Here is a 12,586-nt window from a genome sequence, read left to right as displayed (position 1 = left end):
GTGGGCTCAGAAGGATTTTTAGCGCATTTTGCATTTTCAATAGGCTGGGTGCACATCACCCAAAGTGTCTTGACCACATGGTTTATTATGATGCTATTATTCCTTTGTGGATGGCTCTCTACACGAACATTATCCCTACAACCGGGTAATGGCCAAGTGATTTTAGAGGGGATTTTTAGCACGATGTATGAAGCCATTGAAGAAGTGCTTCCTGAACACGTTGAGCTGGTATTTCCATTTGTTGCTACTTTATGGGTTTTTATTCTCATGGCTAATTTGATTGGCGTCATTCCTGGATTTTATTCACCTACGGCTGACTTATCCGTGACAACCGCCTTAGCAATCATGACTTTTTTGTCCGTGCATTGGTTTGGAATACGTGCCGAAGGGTTGCGAGGCTATTTGAACCATTATATGACACCCACGCCTTTTTTATTGCCGTTTCATTTAATCAGTGAACTATCCAGAACAGTAGCCTTAGCAATTCGGTTGTTTGGTAACGTCATGAGTTTGCAGTTAACAGCACTGATTGTGCTCATGATTGCTGGGTTTTTAGCCCCTATACCCATCTTGATGTTACATATTATTGAAGCAACGATTCAAGCTTACATCTTTGGGATGCTGGCTTTAATCTACATTGCCGGGGGAATTCAATCACAGGAATTGAGGAAACAAGGAGAGTCGTTATGAATAGCATCAGTTGGTTTAGTTTAGTCTCAACAGTGGTTGCGGCGCTTGCCATTGCAATAGGAACCATAGGGCCTGCTCTGGCGATGGGGCGTGCGATCAGTCACGCATTAGATGCTTTAGCAAGGCAGCCGGAAGCTGAAAAATCCATCACCAGAACCTTATTCATTGGTTTGGCCATGATCGAATCCTTAGCGATTTATTGTTTGGTGATTGTCTTGATTATTTTATTCAGAAACCCATTACTGTCTTATCTTGTTAATCAATAAGGATTAAACTAAATGGATTTATCCTGGTCAACCTTTTTATTAGAGCTCATTAATTTTCTTGTCCTCATTTGGATTTTAAAGCATTTTCTTTATGTGCCAATACAAAAAACCATTTTGAATCGAAAAAAAAAGGTACAAAAACAATTAGAAAACGCAGAGTTACTTCACAAGGAAGCCAAACAGCTACAAATAACCTATGAACATCGCCTTACTGATTGGCAGCAGGAGAAGGAACACTTGCAAAATGAATTCCAGCAAGCAATGGATCAATGGAAAGCCGAAGAAAGAATTCATTTTAAAAACAATTTAAAGAATGAAAAAGAAAGAATCGTGTCACAAGAAAGACAACAACTCGTCGCAATGATTGAAACAAATTCGAAAGAAGCGTTTATGCTGGCTGGGAAATTCGCAAAACAATTGCTAAAACAATTGGCTGACCAGCATCTTGAAGAAAAAATAATTGAACAATTCATCATGAATATCAATACGGTACCAGTGGAACAATTGCAAATGGGTGCTGATGCTTCTCTTGAGAACGCGGTGATGATACAAAGTGCCTATCCCATCAATGAGCCTCAACGAGAGCATCTCGTGCAAGCCATTGAACAGCTATTGAAGACGAAATGTCCAGTGGAATTTGTTGAACACCAAGAGCTTCTGGCCGGTTTGACTGTTCAAATGGATTGTGTATTCCTACAAGCCAACCTTCGCGATGAATTAAAATTCTTTACAGAGATATACAATGAACTGGTCTAACCCTCCTTCTTTCCTTGATAAGCAACGGCAACGGATCGAAAACTATGAATTTCAAATCAGATTATCCGAGCAGGGACAAGTCGTCTCTGTGGGAGATGGCATTATCTGGATCAAGGGCTTACCTTCTGCTGCTATTGATGAAATTCTAATTTCGTCAGATGGTTGTTGTATCGCCATGGTTTTTCATCTTGCTGAACGCCTTGTTGGTGCGATCATGCTCGTCCAAACCCAAAAATTAAAAGCAGGCACGCCCATTTTTCATCTGAAGCGGGCATTAAGCATTCCAGTGGGTGATAAGCTTCTTGGACGAGTGATTGATCCTTTAGGAAATCCATTAGATGAGGGTGGGCTGCCTCAATGTGATGAGCAAGGATTACTGGATATCCTATCGCCACCGATTATTAACCGGGATTTTATCAATCGCCCATTGTATACAGGAAATAAAATGATTGATAATTTAATTCCCATTGGAAAAGGGCAGCGGGAGTTAATTATCGGTGATAATGGGCTTGGCAAAAGTTCTCTAGCTATTGATATTGTGATGAATCAAAAGGATAAAAATGTTCGCTGTGTCTATGTGTTAATTGGTCAAAAACGCTCCACGGTGAGCAATACCATTCAATTATTAAGAGAAACGAAGGCTTTAGACTACACAACCCTTGTTGTGGCACAAGCTACGGCATTACCTGGATTACTTTATCTCGCGCCCTTTGCAGGATGTGCCATTGCCGAACACTGGATGAACAAAGGGTTTGATACCTTGGTGGTGTATGATGATTTGAGTGCTCATGCCAACAGTTATCGTGAACTGTCCCTGTTACTGCGTAGACCACCCGGTCGCGAAGCGTTTCCTGCTGACATATTTTATCTGCATTCCCGTTTATTAGAGCGCTCAACCTGTCTTTCTCCTCAAATGGGCGGTGGCAGCATGACCGCGTTGCCCATTATTGAAACCAAAGAAGGGGAAATTGCGACTTATATCCCTACGAATCTCATCTCAATCACTGATGGACAACTATTTTTTGATGAACAATTGTTCTCTTCCGGATTTCTTCCAGCCATTGATATCACAAAGTCGGTCTCGCGAGTAGGCGGTAAAGCCCAGCATCCACAAATTAAAAAAGAAGCAGGTAGAATGAAACTAGACTACATGCAATTCCTTGATTTGGAAATTTTTACACGCTTTGGTGCCAGGCTTGATGCCAGAATGCAACATCAGATTCACAAGGGGCGTATTTTAAGAGAAATATTGAAACAAGACAGGCTTTCTCCTTTGCCTATTGAATTCCAACTGGCGTGGCTTATTGCCTACAACGAGGGTTTATTTGATGAAATGAATTTAGAAACCATCACGCCTGCTCTCAAAAAAATAGAGCGTGCAATAAAAAAGGATACTTTGTCATTGGAAAGTCCTCGAAAAAAGTGGCTCAATGCAGTGAGCACTTGGTTAAATGAGTAAACCCGTTATTCCTTCCAATGTAATGAGTATCTGTAACCTACGGACGATTTTATGACCAAGCGAAGCAAATTGAAAGAGCATCTTCATGCCTTAGAAGATATTGGCAATATCATGACAGCCATGAAAAATCTCTGTTCCCTTGAACTAAGTAAAACGACTAAATGTCTTTCGATGCAGGAAAAAACAATGCAAACCATTCAAGAGGTGAGTAGTGATTTTTTAAGTTTCTACCCCATGTTCTCCATGAATGAACAAGGGGCTCATCCGGTAATTTATATTCTTATCGGCTCAGAAAGAGGATTTTGTGGCAGTTTTAATGATCAGGTAATGAGTCAGTTAAACACCATTAAGGAGAACCATGCTGAATTGAACCTGGCATTCATTGTTATAGGGCATAAATTAGCATTAAACATGCGTCATGATTCTCGTGTCACGGCAACGATCCAGGGACCTAATGCCATTGAAGAAATTCCGGCTGTCATTTTAAAATTGCTACAGGCTTTGGAAGACGTTTCGTCACAAAAACATATAAAGTTACACTCCTGGCAGTGGACTATCCTCTTCAATGAAGAGGATAACAATCAAGTTCAAACAAAAACAGTGCAACCCTTTAAAGAATTTTATGCAAGTAATGTTACTCATTATTCCATTCCACCGGTTTTAAATGCATCCAATGACCAGTTTTGGGCTGAATTGGTTGAACACTACTTATTTTCAATGTTGTATTCCATTTTTTATAAATCATTTTTTGCTGAAAATCATCAAAGACTCCTTCACTTGAATAATGCATTGGATCATTTAGAAAGGAAAAAAAATAGATTAAACGATCGTCTCACGTTACTCCGTCAGGAAGAAATTACCGAAGAAATTCAGAATATTCTGCTCAGCGCAGAAGCAATCATTGGTCGCGATCTCACTTAGAAATACCAAGTACAAAGTAAACTACGGGACTTCAACCCCAAAACTAAAAAGGCTATCAAAGTGAGGAGCAACTATTAAGTTTATTTTTAAAGAGTTAAGTCAGATTCATTCTAAGTTATTGGAAATTTGTTACGGAATATGGGATAAACTAATATTAACCAGGAAAACAAATAATCTCAGCTAAAAATACAAAGCGGGCTTTGGAGGGACAGGATGCCGTTTCAATACATTAAAAAAAAGTTTGCTCCGCTTCGATTGTTGCAACAATTGCTCGTTTATTTCATGTTACTGGTGGCCTCCACCGCTTTTGCCCAACCCTCAGCAGACGAGCATTCCGCACATCATCCAGGAGGAAGTGAGAAAGAAGGCGAGGGAATGGGTGGCATGATGAAAAACATAGGTTCCCCTTCTCAGGAGCCTTACCCCTCTTTAATGAATTTTCAGGCATTATCCCCAAAACAACGCATTGAAATACAACAAATGGCCCACAAACGCATGGCATCGGGTATTGCGCTCATGAAGGGTGGACTGGGTGAGCTTTTGTCTGCATCAAAAAATAACGATTACGCTAAAATGCAGGAAGCCTTAGAGAAAGTACGGGAAGGGATTGCCCAATATGAGAGTGCGCTGGCAGCGCTTCGTGCGCTTGCTGAGGGAAAAAATCCGCGCTACATCGCATTACAGTGGTTTAAACGTGAAATGAATCTCCTTCCAAGTGCTCCAGAAGCCAATAATATCTTAGGAGGGCCTTTTTTTCATTTAACGATTATAGGCCTGTTTAGTCTGTTTTTTTTGATCATGATTTGGATGTATTTTTTCAAAATGAGACGAGCCACTGCATTGCTTGACCGTTTAGTAAAACAAAATAAGGCTGCTTCTTCGGAAGCATCACCCCAATCTTCAAAAGCACCCGAACCAACACCATCCTTAACATCAGTAGAGCCCATTACGTCCTCTAAAGTTTCTGAAGCACCATCAGAAATCACAGCCACTGCTCCAACTCCCTGTCCCGTTCATAAATGCCCAATTCCACAGTTTCCAGTCATGAGGTCGCTCACCGAACCGGAAGAGAAGTGGGAAGGAAAACTCCGCGTTTGTCGTATTTTTCAAGAGGCTCCAGGAATAAAAACATTTCATTTGGCATCCCAGCATCAGGTGGCTTTGCCATTTACCTATTATCCTGGCCAGTTCATTACGCTCACTGCGGTGATTGAGGGGAAAACGATAAAGCGCAGTTATACCATGGCCTCGACACCGACCCAACTACATTATTGTGCCATTACGGTAAAGCGAGAAGAACAAGGCTTGTTTTCTCGTTATTTGCATGACCAAATTAAGGAAGGGGATTTACTGGATGTGATGGGGCCTAATGGTAAATTTACTTTTACGGGTGAAGAGGCAAAGAGCATTGTGCTGATTTGTGGAGGGGTGGGGATTACTCCAATGATGGGTATCATCCGCTATCTCACTGATATTGGGTGGCATAATGATATTTATTTGCTTTATTGCTGTCGCACGACCGTTGATTTTATTTTTCGCGAGGAATTAGAACACCTTCAGGAACGATACTCTAATCTCCATGTGTATGCGACGATGCTGCGTTCACAGGGAACCATTTGGATGGGTTTAGAAGGCATGTTTACCAAGAATATTATTGGCCATCTTGTCCCCGACATTGCCTCTCGTCGTATCCATGTTTGTGGTCCTCCAGCAATGATGGATGCGGTACTGGATATCTTGAAAGAGCTTAACGTACCAACCGACTTGATTTTAACGGAAGCGTTTGGTGTGGAAAGAAAACCTGAAATAACGCAGGCAGACATGGACTTCATCAAAACAGATGCTCATGCGATGGTTTCTTTTAGAAAATCCAACAAAACAGTTCCGATTTTGCCAGATCACACACTACTTGAAATAGCCGAAGCAAACAGTATTGCTATTGATAATGCGTGCAGAACCGGTCAATGCGGGTTATGTAAAGTACAATTGCTGTCAGGGGAGGTAACCATGGCTTGTGACGATGCCCTTTCAAAGGAAGACAAGCAACACGGGCTTATTTTAGCCTGTCAGGCAAAAGCCACCAAAAATATTGAGGTGGATGTTTAATGAATGCGCCAGGACGTATGATGGTTTTGGGCTTGGTACTGTTAATGCTTATCACGTGGCTAGGCTTTAGCGTCCATGTGTCTCCTCGATTTGCTGGGAGTTTTTGGGGTGGAGTTTTTGGGGTTAGTGGCTCGATATTGATGCTGATTCCCCTATTCTATCTCTTTATTAAGCGCATTTCCTTTTTGAAGAATTGGGTAACACAGTATGTCTCCATGAATACCCTGTTGTCCTGGCATATTTACACAGGCATTATTGGTTCTATTTTAGTCTTGATTCATACAGGGCATAAATTCAATAGCGCTCTGGGTATCGCTCTTACTGCAACGACACTCATTGTCACCATCAGTGGTTTTATTGGTCGTTATCTCATGGGCTTTATGACTCATGAAATAGATGAAAAAAAGGCCATACTGGTGGGATTGCAAAGGCAATATCAAATCGTTGCCCAAGAATTACAATCGAGTACCTACTCCAATCAGAACATAGGGAAAATAAGTCTTATGAGAGCGCGCTTCCTTCTATGGTTGCTTGAAGATACCGCATTTGAGAATCATTTAATAAAATCTGCAGAGATACGTGCTTTGTCTTTAGCGGAAACCATCTCTGAGCTTGAATACGCCATCCGATTTCATGAGTACTTCAAACGCGTATTTCAAAAATGGTTAGCATGTCACATTATTACGGCACTGGCATTGTATGTTCTGCTGGGTTTGCATGTGTGGTCTGGAATTTATTTTGGATTAAGGTGGTTTCAATGAAGCTGAGCTGGGCCACACTGGTTGTCCTTATTGTTTTAGCAACGCTGTCGTTTGCCGCCTATTATACGTCTTATCATGGGGATGAGGTCAGCGGCTTGACTAACGTGGCAGAATGGCAAAGAATGGCAAGCCCTGGAGAGCTATCCAAGAGCCACTCTTTTCTTAGTCACAACTGTACTGCGTGTCATACCCCAGTAAAAGGTGTTGAGGCAGTGAGCTGTATTGCATGCCATGCCAACAACGAGTCTCTTTTAAAACGCCAACCCACCTCATTTCATGCCAACATTGGCAGTTGTGTCGAGTGCCATTCTGAGCACCTGGGTAGAGAGGCACGTATAACTCATATGGATCATAATGCGCTGGTTTCGTTAGGGTTTCAGCAGATCAATCTATTTTCAAATGCGAATGATGAAGAAGAACGGTTGCTTATTGAGCAAGTTAACTACTTTCTAGAGCAGAATGAATCCACCAGGCCAACGTTACTGGTAAACCCCCATTTATCAAATAAAGAGCTTACTTTACGGTGCGCATCATGCCACCAAAACAAAGACAAGCATTTTAAATTATTTGGTGACGATTGTTCTGCTTGCCATGAAACAGCTCATTGGAACATCCCTGAATTTAGACACCCATCCGCTCGCTCAATGGATTGTGCCCAATGCCATAAAGCACCACCAAGCCATTATATGGAACATTTTAATATGATCTCAAAAGTGGTTGCTCGTGAGGAACATGCTCGTGTTGACCAATGTTTCCTTTGTCATCAAACCACTTTGTGGACTGATATTAAGGGCGTTGGATTTTATAAGCATCATTGAGGGAAGATTTAGACTTCTCCATTGATGCTTTTATTCTATTTTCCTTAGATTTCAAAAAATCCTTTTTCTAGTTGTATACCCATCTCCTTCATCTACGATTTATTTTGCATTGAGATGGTCGGTTGCATATTCATTGGACTTTGAAAATAACCTTGTTGCCAATACTTTATTCCATAATAAACGGTACAAAGCGTGGAAGTCATTGAGAATAGGATAATAAGCAAACCAAGAATTGTTGCAAGACCCGCTCCCTTTTGCTGCTTTGACCAAACCCATAACGCGGTTCCCGCAGACAAAGCAATTAACCCCAGTGAAAATGCAGTGTGAAATTGAAACATAAAAATCTCCTTATACTTACGTTATTTAAAAAATTGGGGGATAAAGGCCGGTGTTTTCTCTGCATAGCGTTGGTATTCTTCTCCAAACTCCTTAGAAGTTTCCTGTTCTTCTTTACGAGCAAGTTTCACATACATAGTAACAAGGATAGGAAACATAATTAAGGTCAGAATGGTTGGCCATTGCAATAAAAATCCAATCATTACGAGAATAAACCCATCATATTGCGGGTGACGAATTTTGGCATACAGTCCTGTTGTTGCGAGTTGATGGTTCTTTTGAGCACGATAAAGCGTACCCCAGGCTGATGCAATCGTCCAAAGACCGCCGATAATGAAGACAAAACTTAAGATATGAAATACATCAAAATGGGGATCTCCTTTCAACCCAAATAGGGTATGGAGTAAATGGCCGCTGTCATGACCGTATAAATCCATTCCAGGATAATATCTAGAAAGCCATCCTGACAGTAAGTAAATGGTTAAAGGGAAACCATACATTTCGGTAAAATAAGCAACCACGAAAGCAGAGAAACCCCCAAAGGCACGCCAGTCTCGCCCTGTTTTAAACGTTGTGGTAAAGCTATAGGCAAACAAAATGAAGATCGCCGAATTGACAATGACCAACAGCCAAAACCCATAGGCATAAGAGGTATGTTCCATTTTCGATTAATCCTTATTCTCAGACGAGTCACTGTCTTCGCTATCAGACTTATGATGATGCTCTTTTTCGTGACCTCCATGTCCTCTATGCATAAACAGATGCATTAGTGGACAGAGTAAGACTAACAGCAAAAAAGGCGAAGCCCCAAGAAAACTAGCAATGTGAGCACCATGCTCTACAATCAAGAAATAGCCAATAATCCCAATAATGATGATGGCAACCATGCCAGAAGGAGAACTCCAAAAGCCCTTCTGTTTTTGTGGCGTTGGTGGCTGTGGATGATGCTTAGGTTCAGACGACACGATGTTCACTCCTTTGCTCATTCATTTTTATTAGTATAGTCCATCTTTATAAAGGATTGCGCCAGTAAAGTATGAATCTTATGCCTATTTAAAAATTGATCTAATATCATGTCTTGTCTATACTTAACACGATAAGTACTGGATTTATAGCAGTTTGGAATCACGCAATCACTTCCTTTACAAGGAGTGGCACTATGTGGACTTTAAAAACGTTGAAGCTATTTGTTGCTGTAGCCGCTTTGATAGGTTCAACTGCTGTAGCTGCTGCCTTTGATACCTCAATCAAAAATGAGTCACCATTAGGTTCTATGATATTGGCTACTAATGTACCTCATGCACCTCATTGGATACCTCATGGTGGACATGGCCAGTGGCATTGGAATGGACATAAATGGCATTGGATTCAATATCACCAAAATTGGCATCAAAATTGGCATCACGGTGGTCACGGCTGGCAAGGTGGTCACGGCGGACAAGGTGGACATGGCGGCGGACATTAAGAGTGGGAATTCATCCCCAAATCTTGATGTGTGTGTAAGAATATTAACATTTTGTTAAGCAGTTTTTTTGTGCCAAATAGAACCCGCAAGATAAATAAGCCGCCGTCATAAAGACGTGAGGAATACCATTCTATTCTTTGGGAAGAGTAAGCCTAATATCCCAATTAACAAGCCAGCTCAATGATATGATAATGATCTTCATCACGGGTATAGTAATCACTATTATTATATAAGCTATTCGCCTTTAGCTACTAATAATAAGATACTGAGTCCCAGTGAGAAGAAACATGAAATTCAAACAGGATAATCTCCTTATAGACTCGGACTTAAATTTGAAAAATATCCGCGAGTTCCTTGGGCCGTAACTGCTTTGTCGTATCGACTCAGGGCATGAATGTAAGCCGCTTGCCGCATATCTGTTTGATATTGTTCCATCAGCTGCCAAATATTCTTGAATTCACGGGATATGATAGTCTGTAATTCTTCTTCAACTTTTTCCATAGTCCAATAATAACCTGATTTATTTTGCACCCACTCAAAATAGCTTACGATTACCCCACCTGTATTGGCTAATATATCGGGTACAATTAATAGTCCCTTTTTCTGCAATAGTGCATCGGCCTCTAAGGTTATTGGACCATTTGCAATTTCAATGACTATAGGAGCCTTAATTCTGGCTGCATTTTCTTGGGTAATTTGATTTTGTGCAGCAGCTGGGATAAGTAAGTCGACCTCGAGTTCCAATAATTCTTCATTCGTAATTATAGCTTCATTCGCAAGATCACAAATAGACTTTTTGCAATAGATAGACTGCAGTTCTTTAGAGTTGTTTTTTATTTCAATCATGCGAGGTATATCGATGCCTTTGGTATTATAAATGCCTCCTTTCGAATCACTTATCGCAACAATTTTATAGCCATTGTCGTAAAGCAGCTTAGCGATACTTTGTCCAGCATTACCAAATCCTTGAACAGCAACTCGTAGCTTAGAAGACTGCCATTTTTTCTTTTTTTCAAGAATTTTAATGCAATAGTAGGCACCTAGACCGGTCGCACCCTCACGCCCAAAGCTCCCTCCCAAAGGAATAGGCTTGCCTGTGATTACCGCTGGACTATTTTTCCGAACAATGGTGGCATACTCATCCATCATCCAGCCCATGATCATCTCATTGGTATACATATCAGGAGCAGGAATGTCTTTGTCTGGCCCAATAAAATCCGCTATTAACTCAATGTAGCTTCGGCTTAACCGCTCCAACTCCATGCGGGATAACTGTTTTGGATCAACAATTACCCCGCCTTTTGCGCCACCAAAGGGGATGTCAACGACAGCGCATTTTATTGTCATCCATAATGCAAGAGTTTTCATCTCGTCTAAATCCAATTTCGGATGAAAACGTATGCCGCCTTTCATAGGGCCGCGGCTGTTATTATGATGGACTCGATAAGCTGGAAAAATTTTTAATTCACCATTATCCATCCGAACCGGGAGAGATACTTCCAGACAGGATTTAGGGTGTTTAAGTTTCTCCAAAGCTTCTGGGTCAATACGACAAAATGAAGCGGCTTTATCAAGCCGTGAAAGAGCATCTAAGTACATACATTCCTCCAATTAGTGCATTCACGAGGTTTCTTCAGAAAAAACCATTCATTATCCCAAGCCTGAACTCAAAAATAATTTCAACCCAATAAGCAAGAAAGCGCCTGCTTAAAAAAGTACAGCGACCCCAAAAGTTAGTGTATTTTGAGTGGTAGCCTCTCCCTGGCTTCGAAGAATCCGCTTAAGAGCACCATACTCTTCATCATGTTCGTACTCTGTAAAAATACTAAGCCCTGGCTTAAGACGATAATAAGGTCTAAGGATATAACGCATTTGGTTTAAGCCATTGCCAATCTCATTCTTGACCACGGTATGAGTGGCCAGAATGCTGCGAAGTCCTGTTAGGAAGAAGAAGTTATTGGTCAGCTGAGTAGCCCGCGCTAACTGAATGTCAAATTTCACACTGCCATCCCGGTAATACGTTCTAATGTTGGTATCAATGTAATAAGGCATCACTCCTTCAATCCCAATACCGGGTTGCCAATAAGGTCCTCCCGGGCGATAAAAATAATTGACCCCACCTTTAATGGCCCAAAATTGACTAATCAAATGCCAATAGAACACATCGATGTCCGCATTTTCAACGGATCCTTTATAAATTTCCGCATCCTCAGTATACAGCTGGAGCTTATTGTAATCTGGGCCATAGAGGCCTCTAAAAGACATTTCCTGAGCATTATGAAAAGGATCTTCACCCAGCTCGATATAGCTTGAGCGATAAAAGCCTTGATGATGCCCTGCGGGGTGTTTGATGAGTGAAGCATCCAATGGCATGACTTCGTCTTCTCTTACGATAGGTCGATTGATGTAGGCTTGCTGAACAGCGTAATTCTCTGGCTTTCGAGTGCCGTTGGCAATCTCGATGATGGTAGTGTATTGAAATACGCGCGCCATGCCCGCCGTCATGTGCAGAAGATGGTGGCAATGAAAAAACCATTGGCCGCTGGCCTCGGTATCAAAATCGGCAACGGCAGTAGCACCTGGAGCCACCTCAATGGTATGCAATAACGGATCGTAAGATCCATGACCATTGCGTAAAATAAACCAATGACCATGAATATGCATGGGATGACGCATCATCGAATTGTTGGTAAAAATAATCCGATAACGCTTTCCTGGCTCAATCAGAATCGGTTTGGCCTTGTATTCAGGTAGGCCATTAATAAACCAAATATAACGGTCCATGTAACCAAACAATTCCATTTTAATAATCCCATCGACTGGTTTATTAGGATTGTTGGTTTTTACTGCGGCTTTTAACTCTTGATATTTGGTTCCTATGGTGGTGGCCTTTGCCGAATCAAGTGACTCTATCTTATCGCCTATGATAGATGGTTCAGTTGGCATGGTCATAGAGCGATCCATCTTCGTCCCTTGATCCATCTTCATGTTGGGATCCATCTTCGTCC

The 12,586-nt window shown here is 41.4% G+C and carries 14 protein-coding genes; 9 read left to right on the top strand and 5 right to left on the bottom strand.

Annotated features, from left to right (window positions below):
* The 8 genes from G543_RS0114865 (at window position 1) to G543_RS0114830 (ending at window position 7,777) form a co-directional block, all read left to right on the top strand.
* Window positions 1-690 (top strand): F0F1 ATP synthase subunit A, encoded by a 690-nt coding sequence (locus G543_RS0114865; RefSeq protein ID WP_028385224.1) that lies wholly within the window; start codon window positions 1-3, stop codon window positions 688-690.
* On the top strand, window positions 687-956 hold the full coding sequence (locus tag G543_RS0114860; RefSeq protein ID WP_028385223.1) for a F0F1 ATP synthase subunit C: 270 nt from the start codon (window positions 687-689) through the stop codon (window positions 954-956). Before G543_RS0114865 ends, G543_RS0114860 begins: the two co-directional genes overlap by 4 nt.
* Window positions 957-968: 12 nt before the next feature.
* A complete protein-coding gene (locus G543_RS0114855) occupies window positions 969-1,712 on the top strand; it encodes a F0F1 ATP synthase subunit delta (RefSeq protein WP_028385222.1) in 744 nt (247 codons plus the stop codon).
* On the top strand, window positions 1,699-3,171 hold the full coding sequence (locus G543_RS0114850) for a F0F1 ATP synthase subunit alpha (protein WP_028385221.1): 1,473 nt from the start codon (window positions 1,699-1,701) through the stop codon (window positions 3,169-3,171). The genes G543_RS0114855 and G543_RS0114850 overlap by 14 nt, the downstream gene beginning before the upstream one ends.
* Window positions 3,172-3,222: 51 nt before the next feature.
* Window positions 3,223-4,092, top strand: coding sequence for a F0F1 ATP synthase subunit gamma (locus G543_RS0114845; protein ID WP_028385220.1), 870 nt, complete (start codon window positions 3,223-3,225; stop codon window positions 4,090-4,092).
* Window positions 4,093-4,305: 213 nt separating this feature from the next.
* The gene (locus tag G543_RS0114840) at window positions 4,306-6,198 is read left to right on the top strand and encodes a 2Fe-2S iron-sulfur cluster-binding protein (protein WP_028385219.1); all 1,893 of its coding nucleotides are present in this window, start codon (window positions 4,306-4,308) and stop codon (window positions 6,196-6,198) included.
* On the top strand, window positions 6,198-6,959 hold the full coding sequence (locus tag G543_RS0114835; protein WP_028385218.1) for a hypothetical protein: 762 nt from the start codon (window positions 6,198-6,200) through the stop codon (window positions 6,957-6,959). The genes G543_RS0114840 and G543_RS0114835 overlap by 1 nt, the downstream gene beginning before the upstream one ends.
* A complete protein-coding gene (locus tag G543_RS0114830; RefSeq protein ID WP_028385217.1) occupies window positions 6,956-7,777 on the top strand; it encodes a cytochrome c3 family protein in 822 nt (273 codons plus the stop codon). Before G543_RS0114835 ends, G543_RS0114830 begins: the two co-directional genes overlap by 4 nt.
* Before the next feature lie 92 nt (window positions 7,778-7,869).
* Here the strand turns inward: G543_RS0114830 and G543_RS0114825 are convergent, their stop codons facing one another.
* The 3 genes from G543_RS0114825 to G543_RS0114815 are packed head-to-tail and all read right to left on the bottom strand — an operon-like array spanning window position 7,870 to window position 9,099.
* Window positions 7,870-8,115: a hypothetical protein gene (locus tag G543_RS0114825; RefSeq protein WP_028385216.1), complete on the bottom strand. Its 246-nt coding sequence runs from the start codon at window positions 8,113-8,115 to the stop codon at window positions 7,870-7,872.
* A gap of 21 nt (window positions 8,116-8,136) precedes the next feature.
* On the bottom strand, window positions 8,137-8,775 hold the full coding sequence (locus G543_RS0114820; protein WP_028385215.1) for a methyltransferase family protein: 639 nt from the start codon (window positions 8,773-8,775) through the stop codon (window positions 8,137-8,139).
* 6 nt (window positions 8,776-8,781) lie between these two features.
* Window positions 8,782-9,099 (bottom strand): DUF2933 domain-containing protein, encoded by a 318-nt coding sequence (locus tag G543_RS0114815; protein WP_051190739.1) that lies wholly within the window; start codon window positions 9,097-9,099, stop codon window positions 8,782-8,784.
* A 173-nt stretch (window positions 9,100-9,272) separates the two neighbouring features.
* On the opposite strand from G543_RS0114815, the gene G543_RS0114810 reads away from it, so the two are divergent.
* The gene (locus G543_RS0114810) at window positions 9,273-9,578 is read left to right on the top strand and encodes a hypothetical protein (RefSeq protein ID WP_028385213.1); all 306 of its coding nucleotides are present in this window, start codon (window positions 9,273-9,275) and stop codon (window positions 9,576-9,578) included.
* Window positions 9,579-9,890: 312 nt separating this feature from the next.
* Here G543_RS0114810 and G543_RS0114805 read toward each other — a convergent pair whose 3' ends face one another.
* The gene (locus G543_RS0114805; protein ID WP_035922509.1) at window positions 9,891-11,177 is read right to left on the bottom strand and encodes a Glu/Leu/Phe/Val family dehydrogenase; all 1,287 of its coding nucleotides are present in this window, start codon (window positions 11,175-11,177) and stop codon (window positions 9,891-9,893) included.
* A 108-nt stretch (window positions 11,178-11,285) separates the two neighbouring features.
* On the bottom strand, window positions 11,286-12,586 hold a 1,301-nt coding region (locus G543_RS0114800), incomplete at its 5' end, for a multicopper oxidase domain-containing protein (RefSeq protein ID WP_028385211.1).

It is taken from the genome of Legionella moravica DSM 19234 (genome assembly GCF_000423305.1).
Taxonomy (GTDB): Bacteria; Pseudomonadota; Gammaproteobacteria; order Legionellales; family Legionellaceae; genus Legionella; species Legionella moravica.
The sequence above is the reverse complement of the archived record's forward strand: the minus strand, read 5'-3'. Positions and strand labels throughout refer to the sequence as shown.

Excerpts from the sequence above, each read along its gene's own strand:
- G543_RS0114840 (WP_028385219.1), top strand. The coding sequence starts at position 4,306 with ATGCCGTTTCAATACATTAAAAAAAAGTTTGCTCCGCTTCGATTGTTG.
- G543_RS0114805 (WP_035922509.1), bottom strand. The coding sequence starts at position 11,177 with ATGTACTTAGATGCTCTTTCACGGCTTGATAAAGCCGCTTCATTTTGT.
- G543_RS0114835 (WP_028385218.1), top strand. The coding sequence starts at position 6,198 with ATGAATGCGCCAGGACGTATGATGGTTTTGGGCTTGGTACTGTTAATG.
- G543_RS0114855 (WP_028385222.1), top strand. The coding sequence starts at position 969 with ATGGATTTATCCTGGTCAACCTTTTTATTAGAGCTCATTAATTTTCTT.
- G543_RS0114830 (WP_028385217.1), top strand. The coding sequence starts at position 6,956 with ATGAAGCTGAGCTGGGCCACACTGGTTGTCCTTATTGTTTTAGCAACG.
- G543_RS0114850 (WP_028385221.1), top strand. The coding sequence starts at position 1,699 with ATGAACTGGTCTAACCCTCCTTCTTTCCTTGATAAGCAACGGCAACGG.
- G543_RS0114825 (WP_028385216.1), bottom strand. The coding sequence starts at position 8,115 with ATGTTTCAATTTCACACTGCATTTTCACTGGGGTTAATTGCTTTGTCT.
- G543_RS0114860 (WP_028385223.1), top strand. The coding sequence starts at position 687 with ATGAATAGCATCAGTTGGTTTAGTTTAGTCTCAACAGTGGTTGCGGCG.
- G543_RS0114810 (WP_028385213.1), top strand. The coding sequence starts at position 9,273 with ATGTGGACTTTAAAAACGTTGAAGCTATTTGTTGCTGTAGCCGCTTTG.
- G543_RS0114820 (WP_028385215.1), bottom strand. The coding sequence starts at position 8,775 with ATGGAACATACCTCTTATGCCTATGGGTTTTGGCTGTTGGTCATTGTC.
- G543_RS0114815 (WP_051190739.1), bottom strand. The coding sequence starts at position 9,099 with ATGAGCAAAGGAGTGAACATCGTGTCGTCTGAACCTAAGCATCATCCA.
- G543_RS0114845 (WP_028385220.1), top strand. The coding sequence starts at position 3,223 with ATGACCAAGCGAAGCAAATTGAAAGAGCATCTTCATGCCTTAGAAGAT.